This window comes from Aquibium sp. A9E412 (genome assembly GCF_030398335.1).
Classification (GTDB): Bacteria; Pseudomonadota; Alphaproteobacteria; order Rhizobiales; family Rhizobiaceae; genus A9E412.
This window is the reverse complement of sequence record NZ_JAOAOP010000058.1, coordinates 1-22,275: the sequence shown is the minus strand read 5'-3', so window position 1 is coordinate 22,275 and position 22,275 is coordinate 1. Positions and strand designations below refer to the sequence as shown.

At 71.5% G+C, this 22,275-nt stretch carries 20 protein-coding genes; 10 read left to right on the top strand and 10 right to left on the bottom strand.

The window, feature by feature from the left end:
• A partial coding sequence (locus tag N1F89_RS16570; RefSeq protein WP_290085394.1) for a contact-dependent growth inhibition system immunity protein occupies positions 1 to 219 on the top strand: 219 nt, incomplete at its 5' end.
• A gap of 592 nt (positions 220 to 811) precedes the next feature.
• On the opposite strand, the gene N1F89_RS16565 is transcribed toward N1F89_RS16570, so the two are convergent.
• From N1F89_RS16565 to N1F89_RS16555, 3 genes are all read right to left on the bottom strand, one after another.
• Positions 812 to 1,402, bottom strand: coding sequence for a hypothetical protein (locus N1F89_RS16565; RefSeq protein ID WP_290085393.1), 591 nt, complete (start codon positions 1,400 to 1,402; stop codon positions 812 to 814).
• A gap of 159 nt (positions 1,403 to 1,561) precedes the next feature.
• Positions 1,562 to 2,533, bottom strand: a complete 972-nt coding sequence (locus N1F89_RS16560; protein ID WP_290085398.1) for an NAD(P)H-binding protein — start codon at positions 2,531 to 2,533, stop codon at positions 1,562 to 1,564.
• A 56-nt stretch (positions 2,534 to 2,589) separates the two neighbouring features.
• Positions 2,590 to 3,522: a LysR family transcriptional regulator gene (locus N1F89_RS16555; RefSeq protein ID WP_290085392.1), complete on the bottom strand. Its 933-nt coding sequence runs from the start codon at positions 3,520 to 3,522 to the stop codon at positions 2,590 to 2,592.
• 112 nt (positions 3,523 to 3,634) lie between these two features.
• Between N1F89_RS16555 and N1F89_RS16550 the strand changes: the two genes are divergently transcribed.
• From N1F89_RS16550 to N1F89_RS16525, 6 genes are all read left to right on the top strand, one after another.
• Positions 3,635 to 4,345 carry a Sua5/YciO/YrdC/YwlC family protein gene (locus tag N1F89_RS16550; protein WP_290085391.1) on the top strand — a complete coding sequence of 237 codons (711 nt, stop codon included), beginning with the start codon at positions 3,635 to 3,637 and terminating at the stop codon, positions 4,343 to 4,345.
• Positions 4,342 to 5,130, top strand: coding sequence for a Sua5/YciO/YrdC/YwlC family protein (locus tag N1F89_RS16545; protein ID WP_290085390.1), 789 nt, complete (start codon positions 4,342 to 4,344; stop codon positions 5,128 to 5,130). The genes N1F89_RS16550 and N1F89_RS16545 overlap by 4 nt, the downstream gene beginning before the upstream one ends.
• Positions 5,131 to 5,247: 117 nt before the next feature.
• Positions 5,248 to 6,249: a TRAP transporter substrate-binding protein DctP gene (gene dctP / locus N1F89_RS16540; RefSeq protein ID WP_290085389.1), complete on the top strand. Its 1,002-nt coding sequence runs from the start codon at positions 5,248 to 5,250 to the stop codon at positions 6,247 to 6,249.
• 7 nt (positions 6,250 to 6,256) lie between these two features.
• Positions 6,257 to 6,763, top strand: a complete 507-nt coding sequence (locus N1F89_RS16535) for a TRAP transporter small permease (protein ID WP_290085388.1) — start codon at positions 6,257 to 6,259, stop codon at positions 6,761 to 6,763.
• On the top strand, positions 6,760 to 8,031 hold the full coding sequence (locus N1F89_RS16530) for a TRAP transporter large permease (RefSeq protein ID WP_290085387.1): 1,272 nt from the start codon (positions 6,760 to 6,762) through the stop codon (positions 8,029 to 8,031). The genes N1F89_RS16535 and N1F89_RS16530 overlap by 4 nt, the downstream gene beginning before the upstream one ends.
• A gap of 15 nt (positions 8,032 to 8,046) precedes the next feature.
• A complete protein-coding gene (locus N1F89_RS16525; RefSeq protein ID WP_290085386.1) occupies positions 8,047 to 8,715 on the top strand; it encodes an isochorismatase family cysteine hydrolase in 669 nt (222 codons plus the stop codon).
• Between the two features lie 91 nt (positions 8,716 to 8,806).
• On the opposite strand, the gene N1F89_RS16520 is transcribed toward N1F89_RS16525, so the two are convergent.
• Entirely contained in the window at positions 8,807 to 11,974 is a 3,168-nt protein-coding gene (locus N1F89_RS16520; RefSeq protein ID WP_290085385.1) for an efflux RND transporter permease subunit, read from the bottom strand.
• A complete protein-coding gene (locus N1F89_RS16515) occupies positions 11,971 to 13,146 on the bottom strand; it encodes an efflux RND transporter periplasmic adaptor subunit (protein ID WP_290085384.1) in 1,176 nt (391 codons plus the stop codon). The genes N1F89_RS16520 and N1F89_RS16515 overlap by 4 nt, the downstream gene beginning before the upstream one ends.
• Before the next feature lie 166 nt (positions 13,147 to 13,312).
• Here N1F89_RS16515 and N1F89_RS16510 point away from each other — a divergent pair, with 166 nt between their 5' ends.
• Entirely contained in the window at positions 13,313 to 14,479 is a 1,167-nt protein-coding gene (locus N1F89_RS16510) for a M20 aminoacylase family protein (RefSeq protein ID WP_290085382.1), read from the top strand.
• Positions 14,480 to 14,577: 98 nt separating this feature from the next.
• Here N1F89_RS16510 and N1F89_RS16505 read toward each other — a convergent pair whose 3' ends face one another.
• The 5 genes from N1F89_RS16505 to N1F89_RS16485 all read right to left on the bottom strand — a co-directional run bounded on the left by N1F89_RS16505 (position 14,578) and on the right by N1F89_RS16485 (position 20,323).
• The gene (locus N1F89_RS16505; RefSeq protein WP_290085381.1) at positions 14,578 to 15,612 is read right to left on the bottom strand and encodes an ABC transporter ATP-binding protein; all 1,035 of its coding nucleotides are present in this window, start codon (positions 15,610 to 15,612) and stop codon (positions 14,578 to 14,580) included.
• A complete protein-coding gene (locus N1F89_RS16500; RefSeq protein WP_290085380.1) occupies positions 15,609 to 16,664 on the bottom strand; it encodes an ABC transporter ATP-binding protein in 1,056 nt (351 codons plus the stop codon). The genes N1F89_RS16505 and N1F89_RS16500 overlap by 4 nt, the downstream gene beginning before the upstream one ends.
• Complete coding sequence (locus N1F89_RS16495) at positions 16,661 to 17,566, bottom strand: ABC transporter permease (protein WP_290085396.1); 906 nt, start codon at positions 17,564 to 17,566, stop codon at positions 16,661 to 16,663. The genes N1F89_RS16500 and N1F89_RS16495 overlap by 4 nt, the downstream gene beginning before the upstream one ends.
• Before the next feature lie 79 nt (positions 17,567 to 17,645).
• Positions 17,646 to 18,626 (bottom strand): ABC transporter permease, encoded by a 981-nt coding sequence (locus tag N1F89_RS16490; RefSeq protein ID WP_290085379.1) that lies wholly within the window; start codon positions 18,624 to 18,626, stop codon positions 17,646 to 17,648.
• 74 nt (positions 18,627 to 18,700) lie between these two features.
• A complete protein-coding gene (locus tag N1F89_RS16485) occupies positions 18,701 to 20,323 on the bottom strand; it encodes an ABC transporter substrate-binding protein (protein WP_290085377.1) in 1,623 nt (540 codons plus the stop codon).
• A gap of 284 nt (positions 20,324 to 20,607) precedes the next feature.
• Here N1F89_RS16485 and N1F89_RS16480 point away from each other — a divergent pair, with 284 nt between their 5' ends.
• The gene (locus tag N1F89_RS16480; protein WP_290085376.1) at positions 20,608 to 20,928 is read left to right on the top strand and encodes a hypothetical protein; all 321 of its coding nucleotides are present in this window, start codon (positions 20,608 to 20,610) and stop codon (positions 20,926 to 20,928) included.
• 4 nt (positions 20,929 to 20,932) lie between these two features.
• Positions 20,933 to 22,174: a hypothetical protein gene (locus N1F89_RS16475; protein WP_290085375.1), complete on the top strand. Its 1,242-nt coding sequence runs from the start codon at positions 20,933 to 20,935 to the stop codon at positions 22,172 to 22,174.
• Positions 22,175 to 22,275 lie beyond the last annotated feature (101 nt).

The following is a 22,275-nucleotide window of genomic DNA, read 5'->3' as shown; positions in this document are numbered from 1 at the left end:
CGGAGCCTGACGGCGCTCTACAAGGGGGTCGGCGGTGTGAGCCTGACGCTGCGCGACGGGATCATTTTCATCGAGGCCGACCGGTATGAGGGCCGTGGGGGCTTCGGCGGGATCAAGGGCGCGCAGCCGATCGAGCTTCCCGAGACGGTCTCCGACGCGGAGCTCGGCGCCGCCATCCGCGCCGCCATCGCGGTCAGCCGCGCCGCGGGCAAGCGATGAAGCAGCGCTCCCGCTTCAGGTGGAAGAGGCTCGACCCGGACATCCTCCCACCGTCAATGAGCCTGGTAGAGGCGAGAGACATGGATGAGGCGGAGCGCGGTCGAACGCGAAACGAGGCGGATAGCGGTCTTGCCGCCGCCATCCCCGTTCGCGGGCCGGCGGTGCGGTCCGGCTGCCCGCGACGAGATTCCGTGCAACGTCAAGTGCCGATGCCGCTCACCTTCGTCCGACCCGTGCAAGATCCTATCCACCGCGAAAATGGCCAGGAACCCTCTGTATTAGAGCCGGTCTGCGTTTCACGGAATCGCAGACCAGCTCTAACTCATTGTTTTCCCGCGTTTCCGAACGGCGAACCGGTTTCCACTTCGCCTGGCAACGCTATAGCGCGCTCCACGCGTGCCGCAGCGCCGCCAGCCATTTGCGCGTCGCCTGCTCGGCCGTCCGCGCAGGGTGGACGCCGGACGTTGAATCCGCCCGCCCGGCGGGGACGGCGTCCCGCCGGGCGAGACGGCCAGGGGCCGGTGCCGGCTTCGGCCCGGCCCCTTCCGGTGCGTGCGCGGCGGTGCCGCGCGACCCGTCGTCCGCCGTCCGTTCAGTCGGCCTTGAACGCCGGCGCGAGGTTGCCCAGGCCGCCCGACAGCATGGCATCCATCTCCGACATGTCGGCCGGCGCGGCGGTTGCGGCCGGATCGGGCCGCTTGACGCCGGTGAAGCGCCAGCGCGTGTAGCACAGGCTGCCCTCGCCGGGCCCGAAGTCGTCGTAGCGGAAGATGTCGAAGATCATGTGCAGCCAGGCCTGGCCGAAGTCGGCCGGCTGGACCAGCGGGATGCGCCACTTCGACTGCGACTCGACGGCCGTGCCGCCGCTGCTTCCCAGCCAGCTGAAGATGACGTCCTGGAAGGTCCCGCCGATCGCCGAGCCCTCCTGACGGAAATTCTGGGCGTAGTAGTCGTAGTAGATCGACAGGCGGGTCTGGTTGCCGTTGCCCGGCGCGTTGGGCGGCCGGAAGCGCACATTGGCGCACTGGCCGACCGAGTAGCCGAGCGGCTCGCAGTACTGGTTGACGGAGAAGATGCAGGCACGCCCGCGGTACTCGGTCTGCGCCTGTGCGACGGCGATGCCGGCAATGGCCGCCGCCAGGCCCGTGACGGCGGCCACGAGCAGCGAATGAAAACGCCTCATGTTCGGTTTGTCCTTTCACCTCGCCGGTACGGCACCATTGCCAACCCGGCCCCCCTTGCGAAGCGCTTGACGCTCCGTAAGGACAGACTCGGCCGAAACCGGAAAAGAGTCAATTTTCCAGATCGCGCCGCGCGCCGTTTTTGCTGACGGCCGGGCGGCTCAGAACACCGCGTGGTCGCCGCGCTCGACCGCCGCCTCGCCGCGCACCAGCCGGGCCTGGAAGTCGAACAGCGTCTCGCTGCCGAAGGACGGCGTGGCGGCCGCGTCGTAGCGGCCGGTCAGCGGGTCGAGAACGAGCATGGATTCGGTGGCATAGTAGTGGCCGATGCGGGCCAGTTCGGCGGCGCGTTCGAGCCGTGGCGACAGCCGCGCCGCGCCGCCGAGCGTCGCCGCGGCGGTCTCCAGCAGCGCCAGCGGCACCCGGCGGAAGCGCGGCCGCCGGCCGAGCAGCGCGAACAGGTGCTCGCCCTGCTCGCGCGGCGTGATCGCCGGGCCCGGTCCGCCGACCGGCAGGACGGCGTTGCGCCGGCCCTCGTCGTCCAGGCTGTCGGCGAGAAAGCGCGCCAGGTCGGCATCGCCGATCGGCTTGGAGGCGGTGAGCGTGCCGTCGCCGAAGACCAGGAAGGGCCGGCCGCGGCGCACCCGCTCGACCTGGCCCGTCAGCGACTTGAAGTAGGCCGTCGGCCGCACGATCGTGTAGTCGAGGCCCGACTTCATCAAGGTCTTCTCGAAGGCGAGCTTGGCGTGCTGGAAGGCGAGACGCGGCTTCTGCACGCAGATCGCCGACAGCAGCACCATCTGGCTCGCGCCGGCCGCCCGCGCGGCGGCAAGCGCGGCGACGTGCGCCGCGTGGTCGACCGCCCAGGCGTCGGCCGCCACGCCGGTGCGCGAGGCCAGGCAGGACACCACCGCGTCGAAGCGATCGGTCGCAAAGCCGTCGCGCGCCAGGCTCGCCGGGTCGGTCGCCTGGCCGAAGCGCACGGTGGCGCCGGCCAGCAGCCGGGCGGTCTCAGCGTGCGCCAGCCGGCCGCCGGGGCCTGCGGCCGGCCGCACCAGGCAGGTGACGGCGTGGCCGCGCGCCACCAGCGCGCGCACGGTGGCGCGGCCGATCGTGCCGGTGGCGCCCAGCACGAAGACGCGGCGCGGCCGCGGCGAGCGCGCCGCGGCGGCATCCGGCGCATCCGGGCTCACGAAGGCAGGCTCCCGGCCGCCGCGTCCTGGCGGGCGTCGACCGCGCCGCCGACCGACCGCAGGATCGCCAGGAAGGCGGCGCCGGCCGGCGACACGGTGCGGTCGCGCCGCCAGCTCACCGACACCGTGCGCGCCAGCGCCGGCGCGGCGAGCGGCCGGTCGAGCGTGCCGCCGCCGCCGCCATGCGGCAGCGCCAGGCGCGGCAGCAGCGCGACGCCGAGGCCGGCCGCGGTCATGCCGTGGATGGTGACGAGATGCGAGGCGGCGACGCGCCGCGCCAGCGGCACCGCGGCGGCGGCCAGCGCGTCGCCGATCATGCGGTGGATGCCGCTCGTCGTCGACAGAAGCACCAGCGTCTCGCCGGCGAGCGCGGCAAGGGGAACCGCATCGAAGGCGGCGAAGCGATGGCCGGCCGGGAACAGGACGTGCACCGGATCCTCGAGCAGGTCCTCGCTCTCCAGCGCCGGCGGGATGGGCAGCGCGCCGGTCACCGCGAAGTCGGCCTCGCCCTCCATCAGCGCGCGCAGGCAGCGCGTCGCCACGTCGTCGCTGACCGCGAGGTCGATGCCGGGATGCTCCTGCCAGCAGCGCTGCAAGACGGCCGGCATCAGCCGCGCCGACAGCGACGACAGGCAGGTGACCACCACCTTGCCGCGCTTCAGCGCGCTGATCTCCTCGATCGAGCGGCTCGTCGCGTCGAGCGCGTCGAGCGTGCGCGCCACCTCGCTCAGATAGCCGCGCGCATAGTCCATCGGCTCGACCATGCGGGTGGTGCGGTGAAACAGCGGCGCGCCGAGGCGCTTCTCCAGATCCGAGATGAGCACCGAGAAGGCGGGCTGCGAGATGCCCACCGCCTCGGCGGCGCGGCGGAAGTTGCGGGTGCGCTCCAGCGCCACGGCGGCGCGCAGGTGACGCTCGTAGCCTTTCATCCGTGTAGCCGATCAATCATTAGGAAATATATATTTCTCCGATCATCGACCGTCCACTAGCCTGCGCACTCGACGAAAACGGATCGAGCGAACGGGGCGCAGGACAAAGAGCATGGCGGATCGGCGACTGGACATCAATGCGGACGCGCGGCGCGCGCTCGCGCGCATGGCCGAGGGCGGCATCGGCATCCTGCCGATGGATGTCGGCTACTCGGTGATCGCCACGCACGGCGCCGCGCTGGAGCGCATCTTCGCCACCAAGCAGCGCGCGCCGACCAAGTACAACGCGATGATCGGCAGCAACGAGACGAGCCGCCAGCTGCACGTGATGGACGACCGCGCGCGCGCCTTCGTCGAGGCGGTGACGGTCGACCACGACCTGCCGCTCGGCGTCATCGCGCCGGCGCGCATGGACCATCCGCTGATCGCCGCGCTCGACGACCAGGCGCGCAAGCGCAGCCTCTACCAGGACACGGTGTGCATGCTGCTCAACGCCGGCCCCTTCCACGCCGCGATCTCGCGCCTCAGCCTGGAGGCCGGGCAGCCGCTGTTCGGCTCGTCGGCCAACCGCACCATGCAGGGCACCAAGTTCCGCGTCGAGGACATCGAGCCGGAGATCCGCGCCATCGCCGACGTGATCATCGACTACGGGCTGCGCAAGTACCATCTCTACGCCGCCTCCTCGACGCTGATCGACGCCGCCACGATGCAGGTGGTGCGCTTCGGCTCGTGCTACGAGCTGATCCGCGACGTCGCCGCACGCCAGTTCGCCATCGCGCTGCCGGAGCCGCAGCAGGCCGCGCCGCAGGAGCGGCGGGCTTGAGCGCGCCGGCGACACCGCGCGCCGCCGCCGCGGCCGGCCGGACCGGCGCCGGGCAGACGGTGCTGCGGCCCGAGCCGCCACTCGCCGGAACGGCGGACGCGGTCGCGCCGGAGCGGCTCGCCGCCGACGTCGCCGCGGTGCTCGAACGCCTCTGGGAGGGCGGCGTCGCCATCGTGCCGCTCGACGTCGCCTACGCCATCATCGGCCATCGCGCCGACGCCATCCGCCGCATCTTCGCCGCCAAGCAGCGCAGCTACGACAAGCCGAGCGGGCTCTTGGCCGACTGGCGCATGAGCGCCGAGATCCACCGGCTGCCGGACGACCGGCACGCCATCGTGCGCACCATGGTGGAGGAGGTCGGCCTGCCGTTCTCCGTCGTCGCGCCGTACGACCCCGGCCACCGCTTCTTCGCGCGGGTCGACCCCTTCGTGATGGCCAATTCGAGCAAGGCCGGCACGCTCGACATGCTGCTCAACGCCGGCCAGTTCCACGACGAGATCGCGCGCCAGTCCTGGGCCGCCGGGCGGCCGGTCTTCGGCTCCTCGGCGAACACCTCGCTGAAGGGCAGCAAGTACCGGCTCGACGCGATCGAGCCGGCGGTGCGCGCGGCGGCCGACATCTGCGCCGACTACGGGCTGTCGCGCCATGCCAACGACGCCGGTCGCTCGAGCACGATCATCGACTTCCGAGACTTCTCGGTGATCCGCGTCGGCGTCGCCTTCGACCGTCTGAAGGCGGCCTTTCGCGAGCGCTTCGACATCGCGCTCGGCGAGCCCGCCGCTTGAGCGCGCCGGCGCCGGGTGCTGCCCGGCCGGGCGCGCGCCGATGCGGCGGACACCGCCGGACCGCAACAACAAGAACACCCGCAGACACCAGAAACGCCAGAGAGGAGTGATCGACCCATGACCCTGAAACGCAAACTCGCGAACACCGCGCTCGCGCTTGCCGGCGGCCTTTGGCTGTCGATGCCGGCCGCCGCGCAGGAGGTGACGATCCGCTTCCCGGTCGAGTACAACGCCGACATCGCGCCGGGCGTGTCGAACCAGGAGTTCATCGACATCGTCGAGGAGCGCTCGAACGGCGAGATCGCCGTCGAGTTCTTCCCGTCCGGCAGCCTGTACAGCGGCCTCGACCTGCTGCAGGCGGTGATGCGCGGCGACGCCGAGATGACCACGCTGGTCTCGGTGTTCTGGTCGGCGCTGTCGCCCAAGCTGTCGATCTTCGAGCTGCCCTTCGCCTTCCCGACCCACGAGGCGTTCTACCGCGCGGCCGACGACGAGGCCTTCATGACGCAGGCCTTCTCCGAGATCGAGGAGCGCGGCGCCAAGGTGGTCGGCACGCTGGTCTACGACTACCTGCCGGTCGGCAACCGGGTGCGGCCGATCAAGATGCCGGAGGACTTCGAGGGGCTGAAGATGCGCGCGCTCGGCAAGACCAACGCCCGCTCGCTCGAGCTGCTCGGCGCCGAGCCGGTGCCGATCAACATCACCGAGGTGGCCGGCGCGCTGGAGCGCGGCGTCATCGACGGTCTCAACACGCCGGCCGACGCCTACATCTCCTACGGCTGGCAGGACATCATCCCCTACATCACCGACAGCCCGCACTATTTCGCCTTCTATCCCTGGGCGGTGAACAAGGCCTGGTGGGAGGGCCTCAGCGAGGAGCATCGCGGCATCATCCAGGACGCGGTCACCGAGGTCACCGAGCGGCACCGCGAGCGCGCCCGCAACCAGGCCGCCGAGGCGTTCGAGACGCTGAGCGAGTCCGGCGTCGAGGTGCACAAGCTGACCGACGAGCAGATCGCCGCCTGGCGCGAGGCCGTCGCGGTGCAGTGGGAGGAGGCCGAGGAGAAGTTCGGCAAGCCGCTGATCGATAAGCTGCGCAGCTTCCAGGCCGAGCCCTGAGCGCACTATGCGGGGCACGGCCGGCCGCATCCTGAAGCATCTGGAGGACGGGCTTTCCGCAGCCCTCCTCCTTTTCGGGCTCGTCATCGTGGTGATGGAGATCGCCAGCCGCGCGACCGGCTCCGGCTCGTTCCTGTGGAGCGAGGAAGTCTCGCGCTACACGCTGATCTGGATGACCTATCTCGGCGTCGCCGCCGCCGTGCGGGCCAACGCCAACATCCGCGTCACGGTGCTGATCGGCATGCTGCCGGTGCGCGCGCAGCGCGCGCTCGAGCTCGCCATCTGCCTGCTGTGCCTGGTCTTCGCCCTGTTCGTGGCGTGGTACGGCCTGGCCTTCGTGGAGGGCACCCGCATGCTCGGGCTGATGTCGTCGGACAGCGACCTGCCGATCCCGATCTGGGTGTTCCAGGCAATCGTGCCGGTCGGCTTCGCGCTGATCGCGCTGCGGCTCGTCGAGCGCATGGTGCGCATCGTGCGCGACCCGACGATGGACGTGCTGGAGGAAGAGCCATGAGCATGGCCGTCTTCCTGCTCGTCGGGCTGTTCGTGCTGCTGGGGCTCGGCACGCCGGTCGCCTTCGCGCTCGGGCTCACCGGGCTGGCGATGATCCTGGTCTACGACGTCACCTCGCTGACGCAGCTCGCCCAGTCGCAGTTCTCGGCGCTCGATTCCTTCGTGCTGCTCGCCATCCCCTTCTTCATCCTCGCCGGCAACGTCATGGTCCAGGCGCGGCTGGCGCCGCATCTGTTCGGCTTCGTGCGGGCGCTGACGCGGCCGATCCGCGGCGGCGACGCCGTCGGCGCGGCGCTCTCGGCGGCGCTGTTCGGCGCCATGGCCGGCTCGTCGGCCGCCTCGGCCGCGGCGCTCGGCCGGGTGGTGATCCCCGAGCTCGACCGCGGCAACTATCCGCGCCGCTTCTCCGCCGGGCTGCTGGCGGCCGGCGGCACGCTCGGCATCATGATCCCGCCCAGCATCGTGTTCGTCATCTACGGCGCCATGGCGCGGGTCTCGGTCACCGACATGTTCAAGGCCGGCATCGTGCCGGGCCTGCTGGTCACCGCGCTGCTGATCGCCGTCACGCTGGTGCTGTCGCGGCGCAACGCCTGGGGCGAGCGGGCGCCGTTTTCGCTCGGCCACGCCGCCCGCGTCGCGCTCACCGCGCTGCCGGCGCTGCTGATGCCGGTGATCGTGCTCGGCGGCATCTATGGCGGCATCTTCACCCCCACCGAGGCGGCGGCCATCGCGGCGATCTACGGCCTGGCGATCGGCCTCCTGCTCTACCGCTCGCTCGGTCCGGCGACGCTCGCCATCGTCTTCACCCGCTCGGCGCGCATGACGGCCACCATCCTGGTGATCGTCGCGCAGGCGATCTTCATCGGCTTCCTGGCGACCCTGGCGGGCATCCCGCAGGGCATCGTCGAGGCGGTCAACGGGCTGGCGCTCGAGCCGTGGATGTTCCTGCTGATCGTCAACCTGGTGCTTCTGGTGCTCGGCTGCTTCTTCGACGGGGTGACGCTGCTCACCGTGATCACGCCGTTGCTGCTGCCGGCGGTGCGCGCGCTCGGCATCGACCCGGTGCATTTCGGCATCGTGCTCACCCTCAACATCGAGATCGCGGCCATCACGCCGCCGATCGGCATGAACCTGTTCGTCATCGCGGGCGTCTCGCGCACCCGCACCGAGGAGGTGATCCGCGGCGTCGTGCCCTTCATGGCGGTGATGCTGCTCGCGCTGATCGTCGTCACCTACGTGCCGTGGTTCTCGCTTGCCCTGATACGCTGACAGAAGGAGGCGCCGATGGCCGCTGACTACATCGACGGACTGACCCGCGAATTCCGCCTGGCGAAGGAGCGCTGCGCGCTGCTCGTCGTCGACATGCAGTATGCCAGCGGCAGCCGCGAGCACGGCCTCGGCCGGTGGCTCGCCGCGCAGGGCAAGCTCGATGAGGCGTCCTACCGCTTCGACCGCATCGACCAGGTGGTCGTGCCGGGCATCGCCCGTCTGCTCGACGCCTTCCGCGGCACCGGCGCGCGCGTCGTCTACATCACGCTCGGCGCCGAGCAGCCGGACTATTCCGACGCGCCGGCGCATCTGCGCGGCTTCTTCGAGACGACCAACAACCACGCCGGCACGCGCGAGCACGAGATCATCGACGCGCTCAAGCCGCAGCCCGGCGAGATCGTCGTCAACAAGGTCACCCAGGGCGCCTTCGCCTCGAGCCGCATCGACCAGGTGCTGCGCACGCACGGCATCGACCAGGTGGTGCTGGTCGGCGTGTCGACCAACAACTGCGTCGAGACGACCGCGCGCGAGGCCTCCGACCGCGGCTACGAGACCGTGCTGGTGTCGGATGCCACCGGCACCTGCAGCGACACGATGCAGGAGCTCACCGTCGGCGCCTTCACCCGGCTGTGGGGGCGCGTCATGGCGGTCGACGAGGTGGTCGGCGAGATCGCCGGCGGCTAGCAGCCGGTCTGCTTTTCACGCAGTCGCAGACCGGCACCGAGGCCGGCCTTCCGGCCTGTCTGCATCGCCGGACCGGGCGCGTGCGCCCGGCTCAGGCCGCCGCGTCGGCCCGCCTCCGGCCGTCGGAGCGGCCGCGGATGCACTCGCGGACGCGCGCGTAGAGCGCCGCATAGGCCGGCATCAGAAGCTGCAGCAGCAGCATGCCGCTGAGCAGACCGAAGGCGAGCGACACCGCCGTCGGCACGATGAAGCGCGCCTGCACGCTGGTCTCCAGGATCAGCGGAAAGACGCCGAAGAAGGTGGTCAGCGTGGTCAGCAGGATCGGCCGGAAGCGCGCCACCGTCGCCTCGACCGCGGCATCCAGCGGTGCCACGCCGGCCGCCTCCTTCTCCTGGATCACGTGGTTGATCAGCAGGCCGCCATTGATCAGGATGCCGGACAGGCCGATCAGCCCGAAGACGCTGAGCAGGGTCAAGTTGAGGCCGAGCAGCAGATGGCCGAGCACGGCGCCGATGAAGCCGAAGGGAATGATGCCGAGGATCAGCAGCGGCCGCGTGTAGGACTGGAAGGCGAGCGTGAGGATCGCGTAGATGGCGATCATCGCGAAGCCGAAATTGCGCAGCAGCGCCGGCGTCGTGCGGCCCTGCTCCTCCTGCTCGCCGCCGAGCGAGACGGTGAGGCCGGCGATCTCCTCCTCCAGCCCGGGCACGATGTCCGACATCAGCCAGTCGGTGACCGCGCCGCCGGTCGTCACCGCGGTCTCCACGTCGGCCGTCAGCGTCACGACGCTCTGGCCGCCGACGCGGCTGACCACCGTCGGCGCCTGCTGGAACTCGAGCTCGGCCAGCGCGGGGATCGGCACGAACCCGTCCTGCGTGCGGATCTGCAGGTCGCCGAGATCGGCCAGCGAATCGCGCGCGTCCTCTGCCAGCCGCACGCGCACCTCGACCTCCTCGCGGTCGCGCTGGAAGGTGGTGACCGTGGTGCCGAAGAAGGCGGCGCGCAGCTGGCCGGCCAGCTCGCGGGTCGTGATGCCGTAGAGCTGCGCGGCCGGCTTGGGCCGCACGGCGATCTCGCGGGCGCTGCTGAAGCGGTCGTCGGCGATGGAGAACACGCCGTCGCGCTCTTCCAGGGCGGCGCGCAGCCGCGCCACCGCGCGGTCGCGGCCGGCCTCGCTGTCGGCCGACACCTCGAGCGCCACCGGCTTGCCGACGCCCACCAGGCTGGCCGAGAAGGACAGCGTCTTGACGCCCGGCACCGGGCCGACCTCGGCCGCCCAGGCGCGCCGGAAGTCGCCGGCGTCGAACTGCCGGGCGCCGGCGTCGCGCAGCTTCACGGTGACCGTGGCGACGTTGCGCCGGCCGCCGGCGGCCGCGCCCGGCCCGGCCGGCCGGGCGGAGAAGCCGATGGCGATCGCCGTGCCCTCGACGACGTCTCCGGCGGCCACCGGCCAGTCCCGCGCGACGCGCGCGGCCGCCGCGTCGACCGCATCGGCGACCACCCGGGCGCGCGCCAGCGTCTCGCTCTCCTCGGCGCTTTCCGGCAGCTCGATCTCGGCGCTGACGAAGTTGCCCTCGACCTGCGGGAAGAAGACGAACTTGACCCAGCCGCCGGCCAGCAGCCCGGCCGAGGCGACGAGCAGCGCCAGCGCCAGGGCGACGACGAACAGCGGCCGGCGTGTGGCGAAGCCGACGATGCGGCGCAGCGGCCCGTCGGCGAAACGCTCGATGCGGCCGCCGACGGCGTTGCGCAGCGGCTCGGTCAGCCGGCGCGGCGACAGCGCCCGCGGCGGCCCCGGCTGGACGCTCGCCAGGTGGCGCGGCAGGATGAAGAAGGATTCCACCAGCGACAGCGACAAGACGAAGATGACGATCGCGGCGATCGGCGCGATGAAGCCGCCCGACGCGCCGGGAAGCTGCAGCAGCGGCACGAACACGGCGATGGTGGTGAAGACGGCGAAGAAGACCGGCGGCGCCATGCGCGTCGCCGCATCGACGGCGGCGCGGCGCGGATCGTCCTGCCGGGCCTGCTCGGAATAGACCGCCTCGCCGACGACGATCGCATCGTCGACCACGACGCCCAGTGCCAGGATGAAGCCGAACAGCGAGAGCTGGTTGATGGTCACGCCGAACAGCGCCATCAGCGCGAAGCTGCCGACGAAGGAGACCGCCACGCCGGCCGCCACCCAGCCGGCGATGCGGATGTCGAGGAACAGTGTCAGGATGAAGACGATCAGCGCCAGGCCGATGGCGCCGTTCTTGACCAGCAGGTCGATGCGGCCTTGCAGCGAGGCGGCCTGGTCGCGCCACAGCACGGCGCGCACGCCCTCCGGCAGGGCCGGGCGCAGCGTCTCGTCGAGATAGCCGCGCAGCCGCTCGACCTGGTCGAGGATCTGCTGGTCGCCGACGCGGTTGACGGCGAGGAAGACCGCCGGCTGGCCGTCGAGGCGCGAGACGACCGGGCTGTCGGCGAAGGTCTCGCGCACGGTGGCGATGTCGCCGAGGCGCACCTGGGCGCCGGCCTCGGAGGTGAAGACGACGATCTCGCTGAGCGCGGCGGGCGTGCGCGCCTCGCCGAGCGTGCGGAGCTGGATCGCCTCGCCGCCGGTCTCGATCTGCCCCGCCGACAGGTCGAGGCTCTCGCCGCTCAGCCGCTGCGAGAACTCGGTGAGCGAGATGCCGTAGCCGCGCAGCGTGTGCGGCGAGACCGCGATGGTGATCTGGTCCTCCGGCACGCCGAGAATCTCGACCTGGCTGATGCCGGGCAGCGCCAGCAGGTCGCCGCGCACGCGCTCGGCCTCCGCCTTCAGCCGGTCGGGCGGCACCGCGCCCGACAGCACGAGCTGCGCGGACAGCTCGTCCGGCTCGATCTCGGTGATGCGCGGCGCCTCCGCATCGTCGGGAAACAGCGTGATCTGGTCGACCTGCGATTCGATCTCGTCGAGCGCGGCGCGCACGTCCTGGCCGCGCGCCAGCTCCGCCGTCACCGAGCCGACGCCGGAGCGCGCGGTCGCGGTCAGCTTGCGGATCTCCGGCAGGCCCTCGAGCGCGTCCTCGATCGGCACCACGATGCTGTCGACCACCTCGCCGGGCGAGGCGCCGGGCAGCGCGACGGTGACGTTGACGGCGCCGGTGCTGATGTCGGGGAAGATCTTCACCGTGATCGAGGCGAGCGACAGCAGGCCCGCCGCCACGATGGCCAGCATCATCAGGTTGGGCAGCACGCGGTTGCCGACGGCGGCGCGGATCAGCCGCGTCATCCTCCGGCCTCCGCCGCCGCCTCGCCCGCCGCCGCGGGCGCGTCGTCGCCCTCGGCCACGCGCACGCGCTGGCCCTCGGCCGGCACTGCCAGGTCGGTCAGCATCACGCGCCGGCCGCGCAGGGCGCCGCCATCGGCGGCGTAGGCGCGCGTGTCGGTGCGGTGGACGATGGCGAGCGTGCGGCGCGCCAGCGTGCCGTCGTCGCCGACCACCCACACCGCATCGCCCTCGCGCAGGGCCTGGACCGGCAGCGCGGTCAGGGCGCGCGGCGTGACCAGCGGCAGCGCCACGGCGACGAGCTGGCCGAGCCGCAGCGGCGGGTCCTGCGAGAACGGATCCGGCACGTCGACGATGAAGTTGGTCGTGCGGGCGGCCTCGTCGAGGCGCGGGTCGATGTTGACGATCCGGCCGCGGCGCAGGAGCGCGCCGTCGCCATCGGTCCGGCGCACCGAGACCGGCCGACCGACCAGCGCCATCGGATCGCCGAGCGCCTGGACCTGCGCGTCGGCGAGGCCGACGCTGACGCGGGCCACGTCGTCGCGCACCAGGCTGCCGATCGTCTGGCCGGGCGAGACGATCTGGCCCTCGGCCGCGTCGGTCGCCGTCACCACGCCGTCGAAGGGGGCGGTCACGTCGGCTCCCTCGAGGTCGGCCCGCGCGGTGCGCAGCGCCGCGCGCGCCACCGCGACCTGGGCGGCGGCGGAGGCGCGCCTTGCGGCGGCGTCCTGCCGGCCGGCCTCCGAAACCACGTCGCGCTCCTCGAGCGTGGCCTGGCGCTCGAGCGCCGCGTCGGCCTCGGCGAGCTGCGCCTCGGCGGCGGCCAGGTCGGCCTCGGCCCGCTCGACGGCCGCGGCGAGACGCTCGGGGTCGAGGCTCGCCAAGACGGTGCCCTCGGCGACGGCGGCGCCCACCGCGAAGGCCGGCGCCACGGTGCGGATGCGCCCCTGCACCTCGAAGGCGACGGCGACCTCGCGCACCGGGCGCACGAAGCCGGTCTGGACGATCTCGGGCGTGGCTTCGGGCGCGCGGGCGCGCGCCACCTCGACCAGCGGCGGGCCGGCCGGCGCGGCGCTCGCCTCGCCCTGCGGCGCCGAGCGCGACAGCCACCAGAAACCGGCCGCGCCGAGCGCCAGCACCGCCAGGCTCGCCAGAAGCCATGCGATCGTCTTCAACCTATCTGCCCTTCCGTGTCAGCAGCCACAACCGTTGGGCGCGGCATCGGTTCCGAGCGCGGCCGGGGCGCGGCCGCTTGCCAGCCCGGCGCCGGCAGGACAGGATGCGGCGCGACAACGCCCGCGCACAACGAGACGGGCGGCGCAACGGGAGACACGAAACGCCATGCCGATCATCAACCGCATCGCCGAGTTCCACGACGACGTCGCCGCCTGGCGGCGCGACATCCACGCCCATCCGGAGCTGCAGTTCGAGGTGCACCGCACCGCCGCGCTGGTGGCCGACAAGCTGAAGGCGTTCGGCGTCGACGAGGTGGTCACCGGCATCGGCCGCACCGGCGTGGTCGGCGTCATCCACGGTCGCAAGACCGACAGCGGCCGCACCATCGGGCTGCGCGCCGACATGGACGCGCTGCCGATCGAGGAGGCGGTCGACCGGCCGCACAAGTCGACCGTCGCCGGCGTCATGCACGCCTGCGGCCATGACGGCCACACCGCGATGCTGCTCGGCGCGGCGCGCTATCTCGCCGAGACGCGCAATTTCGACGGCACGGCGGTGGTGATCTTCCAGCCGGCCGAGGAGGGCGGCGGCGGCGGCCGCGAGATGGTCGACGAGGGCATGATGGAGCGCTTCGGCATCGACGAGGTCTACGGCATGCACAACGCGCCGGGCCTGCCGTTCGGCCAGTTCGCGCTGCGCCGCGGCTCGATGATGGCGGCGGCCGACATGTTCGTCATCGACATCGAGGGCTATGGCGGCCACGCCGCCCGGCCGCAGCGCTGCATCGACACGACGCTGGTCGGCGCGCACATCATGACGGCGCTGCAGTCGGTGGTGGCGCGCAACGTCGATCCGGTGGAATCGGCGGTCATCTCGGTGACCACCTTCAAGGCCGGCGACGCCTTCAACGTCATCCCGCAGACGGCGCGGCTGACCGGCACGGCACGCACGCTGTCGCCGGCCGTGCGCGACCTGCTGGAAGCGCGCATGGCCGCGGTGGTGGAGAACACCGCCGCCGCCTTCGGCGCCCGGGCGACGCTCGACTACCAGCGCCACTACCCGGTGCTGTCGAACCACGCGGCCCAGGCCGAGTTCGCCGCCGGGGTGGCGCGCCAGATCGTCGGCGACGCGGTCGACCTGGAGACGCCGCCGGTGATGGGCGGCGAGGACTTCGCCTTCATGCTGGAGGCGCGGCCCGGCGCCTTCATCTATCTCGGCCAGGGCGACACGGCCTATCTGCACCACCCGGAATACGACTTCGACGACGCCATCATCCCGCTCGGCTGCTCCTACTGGGCGAAGCTGGTGGAGACGGCGCTGCCGGCGGGCTGAGCGTTTCCAGGCGAAGCGGATGCCGGTTCGCCGTTGCGGAAACGCGTCAAGGCAACGCGTCGGAGCCGAGCTGCAACTCCGCGAAAAGCCGAATGGCGCTATGTCGCGTCGGGATCGTAGAGGAAGCAGCGCACGCCGGCCTCGCCCACGGCATAGCGCGGCGGCACCTCGGCGCGGCAGCGGTCCATCGCGTGCGGGCAGCGCGGGTGAAAGTGGCAGCCGCGCGGCGGGTTGATCGGGTTGGGGATCTCGCCGGCGATCGACTGCCGCTCGATGCCCTCCATGTCGATGTCGGGCACCGCCTCGAGCAGCATCCGGGTATAGGGATGCAGCGGCTCGGCGAACAGCGCGCGCGCCGGCGCCTCCTCGACCAGCCGGCCGAGATAGAGCACGCCGACACGGGTGGCGACATGGCGCACCACGGCCAGGTTGTGGCTGATGAACAGATAGGTGAGGCCGAGCCGCTTCTGCAGGTCGCGCAGCAGGTTGAGCACCTGCGCCTGGACCGACACGTCGAGCGCCGAGGTCGGCTCGTCGCAGACGATGAATTCCGGCTCGGAGGCGAGCGCGCGGGCGATCGCGATGCGCTGGCGCTGGCCGCCGGAGAACTCGTGCGGGAACTTCTGGCCGTCGCGCGGGTCGAGCCCGACCAGCGACAGCAGCTCGCCGACGCGCTCGCGCCGGCGCCCGGCATCGGGCACCAGGTCGAAGACCTTGATCGGCTCGGCGACGATCGCCTCCACCCGCCAGCGCGGGTTGAGGCTGGCGAAGGGGTCCTGGAAGATCATCTGGATGCGGCGGCGCATGCGGCGCTGCTCGTCGCGCCCGCGGCCGGCCCACACGTCGGTGCCGCCGATCGTCACCGAGCCGCCGCTCGGCGGCAGCAGCCCGACGACCATCTTGGCGATGGTCGACTTGCCGGAGCCCGATTCGCCGACCAGCGCATAGGTCTCGCCGCGCCGGATGGCGAAGTCGACGCCGTCGACCGCGGTCAGCCGGATGCGGCCGCGGCGCTCGATCAGCCGGTTGAGCCAGGGCCGCGACAGGTCGAACACCCGGTCGAGACCTTGGACCTCGACGAGCGTCCCGGGCTCGCCGGCGGCGGCCGGCCTGGCGGTCTCGGCGAGGCTCATCGCGCGGCCTCCGCCACCTTCTGCGGCACCTCGAGGCCGACGGCCCGCGCCGCACGCACGGTGTCGGCCGGCGGCGCCTCGGCCGCATCGGCATCGTGCAGGAAGCAGGCCGCGCGGCTCTTGCCGGCATCGAGCGGCTCGGGCCGCTCGCTGCCGCAGCGGCCGTAGGCGAAGTCGCAGCGCGGATTGAACGGGCAGCCCGGCGGGATGGCGTCGAGCCGCGGCATGGCGCCGGGAATCTGGCGCAGCGTCTCGTCCGGGTCGCCGTGCAGCGTCGGGATCGCCGCCATCAGGCCGTGCGTGTAGGGATGCTGCGGCCGCTTGACGACGTCGCGCACCGGGCCGATCTCGGCCAGCCGCCCGGCATAGAGCACGCACACGCGGTCGGCCGTCTCGGCGATCACGCCCATGTCGTGGGTGATCAGCATGACCGACGCGCCGCGCTCGGCGCACAGCCGCTTCAACAGCGTGATGATCTGCGCCTGCACCGACACGTCGAGCGCGGTGGTCGGCTCGTCGGCGACGACGAGCTCGGGATCGGCGGCGAGCGCCAGGGCGATGACGACGCGCTGGCGCATGCCGCCGGAGAACTGGTGCGGATAGGACGACAGCCGGTCGCCGGCGGCCGGGATGCCGACCTCCTCGAGCAGCCGCCGCGCCTTGTCGGTCGCCGCGCGCTGCGACAGCCGCTCGTGCGTGAGGATCGTTTCGGCGAGCTGCTCGCCGATGCGGTAGAGCGGGTTGAGGCTGGTCAGCGGGTCCTGGAAGATCATGCCGATGCGGCGGCCGCGCACGCGCCGCATCGCGTCGGCCGACAGGTCGTCGATGCGCTCGCCGGCGAGCCGGATCTCGCCGCCGGCGATGCGCGCCGGCGGCTCCAGCAGGCCGATGATCGCGGTGCCGGTGATCGACTTGCCGGCGCCCGATTCGCCGACCACGCCGAGCACCTCGCCCGGCGCGATGTCGAAGGACAGGTCGTCGATCGCGGTGAGCACGCCGCGCCGGGTGGGAATCTCGACCCTGAGGTTGCGGACGGAGAGCGTCGGGGTCATCGCAGCTTCGGATTCAGCGCATCGCGCAGCCAGTCGCCGAGCAGGTTGACGGCGAGCGCCAGGACGGCGAGCACGATGCCGGGGAAGATGGTGATCCACCACTCGCCGGAGAACAGGAAGTCGTTGCCGATGCGGATCAGCGTTCCGAGCGAGGGCTGGGTCGGCGGCACGCCGACGCCGAGGAAGGACAGCGTCGCCTCGATGATGATCGCCAGCGCCAGGTTGATGGTGGCGATGACGAGCACCGGCCCGAGCACGTTGGGCAGCACGTGCTTGAACATGATGGTCGAGGCGCGCAGCCCGATCAGGCGGGCGGCGAGAACGTACTCCTTGTTGATCTCGACCAGGACCGAGCCGCGCACGGTGCGCGCGTACTGCACCCAGAAGGACAGGCCGATGGAGAAGACGAGCACGCCGAAGACGATCTCGTCATAGGCGCGCGGTCCGGCCAGCGCGCGCGCCGCGCCGTCGATCAGCAGCGCGATCAGGATGGCCGGAAAGGTGAGCTGCACGTCGGCCACGCGCATGATGGCCGAATCGAGGAAGCCGCCGAAATAGCCGGCGACCAGGCCGAGCGTGATGCCGACCAGCATGGCGAAGATGACGCTGGCGAAGCCGACGGCGAGCGAGATGCGCATGCCGTACAGGATGGTCGACAGCATGTCGCGGCCCTGGTCGTCGGTGCCGAGCAGGAAGCGCGGGTCGCCGCCCTCCGCCCAGGCCGGCGGCAGGAAGGAATCGAGGATCGACAGCGATGCCGGATCGAACGGATTGTGCGGCGCGATCCATGGCGCGAAGACGGCCGACAGGACGAGGCCGAGCGCGACGACCGCCGACACGACGGTGACCGGCGAGCGGCGGAAGGAGTAGAAGAGGTCGCTGTCGAGCGCCCGCGCCAGCATGCCCGGGCGGGCGGTGTCGGCGGGCTCGGGCGCGGTGCCCACGGCGCGGGTCTTGTCGTCGGCGAGCTCGGCCATGGCGCTACCTCGTCGCCTCGCCGATGCGGATGCGCGGGTCGACCGCGACGTAGAGCAGGTCGACCAGGAAGTTGATGAGCACGAACAAGAAGGCGATCAGCAGCAGGTAGGCGGCCATGATCGGGATGTCGACGCTCTGCACCGCCTGCAGGAACAAAAGCCCCATGCCCGGCCACTGGAACACCGTCTCGGTGATGATGGCGAAGGCGATGATCGAGCCGATCTGCAGGCCGGTGATGGTGATGACCGGCACCAGCGTGTTCTTCAGCGCGTGGCCGAAATTGATCGCCCGGCGGCTCAGGCCGCGGGCGCGGGCGAACTTGATGTAGTCGGTGCGCAGCACCTCGAGCATCTCGCCGCGCACCAGGCGCATGATCAGCGTCATCTGGAACAGGCCGAGCGTGATCGACGGCAGGATGAGCGACTGCAGGCCCGACGCGGTGACGAGCCCGGTCGTCCAGGAGCCGAACACGCGCACCGTCTCGCCGCGGCCGAAGGAGGGCAGCCAGCCGAGGTTCACCGACACGACGAAGATCAGCAGGATGCCGATCAGGAAGGTCGGCAGCGAGACGCCGATCAGGCTGACGGCGAGGAAGGCGCGGGCGAGCCAGGTGTCGCGGTAGAGCCCGGTGTAGACGCCCATCGGCACGCCGACGAGCAGCGCGAAGAGCGCCGAGACGAAGGACAGCTCGAGCGTCGCCGGCAGGCGCTGGCCGATCAGCCCGGCGACCGACTGCTTGAACTGGTAGGAGATGCCGAAATCGAACTGCACCGCCTTGCCGATGAAGCGGGCGAACTGGACGAGCACCGGGTCGTTGAGGCCGAGCGCCTCGCGCAGCGCGGCGCGCTCTTCCGGCGAGGTGTCGACGCCGACGAGCTGGTTGACCGGATCGCCGACGAAGCGGAACAGCACGAAGGAGATCAGCGAGACGACCAGCATGACGCCGATCGCCTGCACCAGCCGCCTGAGGGCGAATGCGAGCATGGCTACTCTTCCGACGGTGGCGCGGGCCCCGGCCGGCGTCGGCCGGGGCCCGCGCGTTCAGGCGAGCGGCGCGATCAGTTGACCGTCGCCCAGTAGAACAGCACCTGGTTGTCGGGCCGCTGCACGATGTCGACGTTGGAGCGCTTGCCCCAGACCAGCGACTGCTGGTGCAGCGGGATGTGCGAGGTCTCGCTCGTCATGATCTCGAAGGCCTCGCCGATCATCGCGTTGCGCTTGTCGGTGTCGGTCTCCTCGACGATCCTGGCGGCGAGCGCGTCGACCTCCTCGTTGCAGTAGCCGCCGAGGTTGAACGGACCGCCCTTGCCGGTCTCGTCGCGGCAGCCGGCCAGGTTGGTGATCACGTTCCAGGAATCGAACGAGCCGGGCGTCCAGCCGAGCAGGAAGAAGTCGGTGTCGTAGCCGCCGGGCGCCAGCACCTTGGCGAAGTACTGCGCCTTGGGCTGGGCGTTGAGGTTCACCGTCACGCCGATGCGCGCCAGCATCGACACCACCGCCTGGCAGATCGCCTCGTCGTTGACGTAGCGGTCGTTCGGGCAGTCCATGCCGACGGTGAAGCCGTCGGGATAGCCGGCGTCGCCGAGAAGCTGCTTGGCGGCCTCCGGATCGTAGGGCCAGCGCTCGAACTGGCCGGAGCCCTCGAACAGCTCGTTGGCGATGAGCAGCGGCACCGGCGTCGACAGGTCGCGCATGACGCGCTGCTTGATCGCCTCGATGTCGATCGCCTGGTAGAACGCCTTGCGCACGTTGGGGTCGCGGAACGGGTTCTCGCCCTCCACGTCGGAGGTCTCGAGCACGTCGTCGAACTGGTTGAAGCCGAGATGGATGACGCGCAGCTCCGGACCGGTCAGCGCCTCGGTGTCGGGGTTGGCCTCGATGCGCGGGATGTCCTGCACCGGCACCGGATCGATCAGGTCGACGTCGCCGGCCAGAAGCGCGGCGACGCGCGTGCCGTCGGCGGCGATCGGCGTGAACTCGACGGTGTCGAGATTGTGCTCGGGCGTGCCCCACCAGCTCTCGCTCGGCTTGAAGACGGTCTTCACGCCGGGCTCGTGGCTGTCGATCATGAAGGGGCCGGTGCCGTTGGCGGTGAAGGCGGCCGGCCGCGGGCTGGTGTCGCGCGCCGACACCGGATCGACCATGTCGTTCGCCTCGGCCCACTCCTTGTCCATGATGTACCAGGTGTCCCACTCGTAGTGCAGGATCGGGTTGGGCGTCTTGAGCTTCACCTCGACGGTGTGGTCGTCGACCTTGACGAACTCGGCGTCGGCCGGCAGCCGCGTCTTCAGGTCGGAGTTCTCCGCCCGCACGCGGTCGGCCGAGAACACCACGTCGTCGGCGTTGAAGGCGTTGCCGTTGGCGAAGGTGACGCCCTCGCGCAGTTTGAAGCGCCAGGTCAGCGGATCCACCACCTCCCAGCTCTCGGCGAGGCCGGGAATGATCGTCAGGTCCTTGTCGCGCTTGGTGAGGCCTTCATAGACGTTGCCCAGCATGCCGAGCGTGAAGGTCTCGTTGAGCGAGTAGGGATCGAGCGCGTTGAGCGTGCCCTGGAAGGCGAAGCGCAGGGTCTTGTCGCCCTCCTGGGCGGCCGCCGCTCCGGCAGCGCCGGCGACGAGCGCCGCGACGAAGGCGGCCCGGACGGCCACGCCGGCCGTCACACGCATGGGTCGTGCAGTCATGAAGGTCCTCCCACCATGGTTCCCAGTCGTTGTTCTTGTCACGCCGCCGTCCCCGTCGGGATCTTCTTGTCCGGCGTTTGGTGATTTTGTTGCACAAGTTGCAGGCCGGTGAAACCCATTTCGCCGAACCGGCGCGAAACGCGGCCGGCGGATGCCCGGCCGGCGCCCGCTTCGCCGGCGGCCGGTCGCCCCTGCCGGCCCCCGCCTGCGGCCCGCGCCGCCAGCCGCGGGGAACGTTCGACCGCGCCACGGCGTTTTGCCTGCGAACCACGGGAGATGCCGACATGGCCTACCGGATCAGGGCGGAAGCGATCGATGCGGAGACCGGCGAGCGCGAGGCCGGCACCGGCGTGCTGGTCAAGCGCGTCGACACGCTCGAGGACGCGCGCGTCGCGGCGGCCGAGCTGTCGCGTCTCGGCCTCGCGGTGAGCGCGATCGAGCCCTGCCGCGAGCCATCCGCCGCGCCGCGCAGCGCACCGGCCGCACGCAGTGCCGCGATGTGGTCCTCGGCCACGCGGCTCGGCCGCGAGGCGGCCGCGGAGGCCGGTCGCATGGTCGACGAATTGCGCCTGCGCTGGGGCCGCACGGCGCGGGCAACCCGCTAGACGGGTGCCGCCGGACGCGGAGACGGCGCGGCGCCGCGACCGCCCGCGCGAGGCCGACGGGGCGGGCGGCGAGGTGCGCCGCGAGGCCGGCTCACGGGCGCCGGCGGTCGAGATCGGCTGGCTGGTCGCCGGCAGCATGGCGGCGGAGACGCGCGCGGCGGCGCAGGCGGCGAGTCAGCGCATGCGCGCGTACTTGGCCGACTGCCTGCCGGGCTTCGCGTGGTCCGTGGTGCTGGTCGAGCGGCCGCAGGACGCGGCGGCCGGCGCGGTGGAGCCGGTGCGCCTGCTCGACCTCGCCGAGACGGTGCGCGACGCGCGGGCGCTCGACTTCGTGTTCGTCGTCACCGAGCACGATCTCGTCAGCCACGCCCGGGCAGCGGCGATGGCGACACCCTCGACCGTGTTTTCCGCCGCCGTCATCTCGACCGCGCCGCTGCGCAACGATCCGGGCGGCTGCCCCGATCTCGCGGCACGCGTCTTCGCGCTCGCCATGCATCTGCTCGGTCGGCTCAACAATCTTGACCCGGGCGCCGGCAGCGGCTTCATGCGGTCGATCGAGGCGCCGGCCGACCTCGACGGCATCGACGGCTTCGATCCCGAGCAGCGCGCCGCGCTGGCCGACCGGCTGGCGGCCGTCGCCGACCTGCGCGTCGAGGAGATGGAAGGGGCGCGGCCGGGACGGCTCGGCTTCTATGCCCGCTCCATCTGGCAGAACCGCCGCAGCCTGCCCGGCCTCATCCTGCGCATGCGGCCGTGGAGCTTTCCCGGCCGACTGAGCCGGCTGACGACGGCGGCCGGCTCGGCGCTCGTGGTGCTGATGATGACGGCGGAGAGCTGGGAGGTGGCGGCGCAGCTCTCCGGGCCGGCGATCGCCGGGCTGACCGTCCTCGCGCTGGCGGCAACCAGCGCCTATGTGACGCGCGCCCAGCGCCTGCTGACGCCGCGACGCAGCGCGCTGCGCGAGCAGCGCGCGGTGAGCAACGTGGCCAGCGTCGCGGCGGTGGCGCTCGGCATGCTGGCGACCTACGCCGCCGCCTTCGCGCTTTCCGCGCTGCTCGCCTTCACGCTGTTCGGCACGGCGCTGCTCGACGGCTGGGTCGGCGTCGCGCCGGCCGAGGCGGCCGGCGTTCGCGTCCGCATGGCCGCCGTGATCGCGGCGCTGAGCCTGGCGATCGGCGCCCTCGGCGCCTCCTTCGAGCCGTATGGCTACTTCCGCCACGTGACGCAGATCGACGACGAGCTCTAGCGCCGATCTGCGTTTCACGGAATCGCAGATCGGCTCTAACTCATTGTTTTCACGCGTTTCCGAACGGCGAACCGGTTTCCACTTCGCCTGGAAACGCTATA

Coding starts and splice junctions, on each gene's coding strand:
- N1F89_RS16490 (WP_290085379.1), bottom strand. CDS start 18,626: ATGCTCGCATTCGCCCTCAGGCGGCTGGTGCAGGCGATCGGCGTCATG.
- N1F89_RS16495 (WP_290085396.1), bottom strand. CDS start 17,566: ATGCTGGCGCGGGCGCTCGACAGCGACCTCTTCTACTCCTTCCGCCGC.
- N1F89_RS16520 (WP_290085385.1), bottom strand. CDS start 11,974: ATGACGCGGCTGATCCGCGCCGCCGTCGGCAACCGCGTGCTGCCCAAC.
- dctP (WP_290085389.1), top strand. CDS start 5,248: ATGACCCTGAAACGCAAACTCGCGAACACCGCGCTCGCGCTTGCCGGC.
- N1F89_RS16525 (WP_290085386.1), top strand. CDS start 8,047: ATGGCCGCTGACTACATCGACGGACTGACCCGCGAATTCCGCCTGGCG.
- N1F89_RS16480 (WP_290085376.1), top strand. CDS start 20,608: ATGGCCTACCGGATCAGGGCGGAAGCGATCGATGCGGAGACCGGCGAG.
- N1F89_RS16550 (WP_290085391.1), top strand. CDS start 3,635: ATGGCGGATCGGCGACTGGACATCAATGCGGACGCGCGGCGCGCGCTC.
- N1F89_RS16485 (WP_290085377.1), bottom strand. CDS start 20,323: ATGACTGCACGACCCATGCGTGTGACGGCCGGCGTGGCCGTCCGGGCC.
- N1F89_RS16505 (WP_290085381.1), bottom strand. CDS start 15,612: ATGAGCCTCGCCGAGACCGCCAGGCCGGCCGCCGCCGGCGAGCCCGGG.
- N1F89_RS16555 (WP_290085392.1), bottom strand. CDS start 3,522: ATGAAAGGCTACGAGCGTCACCTGCGCGCCGCCGTGGCGCTGGAGCGC.
- N1F89_RS16500 (WP_290085380.1), bottom strand. CDS start 16,664: ATGACCCCGACGCTCTCCGTCCGCAACCTCAGGGTCGAGATTCCCACC.
- N1F89_RS16565 (WP_290085393.1), bottom strand. CDS start 1,402: ATGAGGCGTTTTCATTCGCTGCTCGTGGCCGCCGTCACGGGCCTGGCG.
- N1F89_RS16530 (WP_290085387.1), top strand. CDS start 6,760: ATGAGCATGGCCGTCTTCCTGCTCGTCGGGCTGTTCGTGCTGCTGGGG.
- N1F89_RS16510 (WP_290085382.1), top strand. CDS start 13,313: ATGCCGATCATCAACCGCATCGCCGAGTTCCACGACGACGTCGCCGCC.
- N1F89_RS16535 (WP_290085388.1), top strand. CDS start 6,257: ATGCGGGGCACGGCCGGCCGCATCCTGAAGCATCTGGAGGACGGGCTT.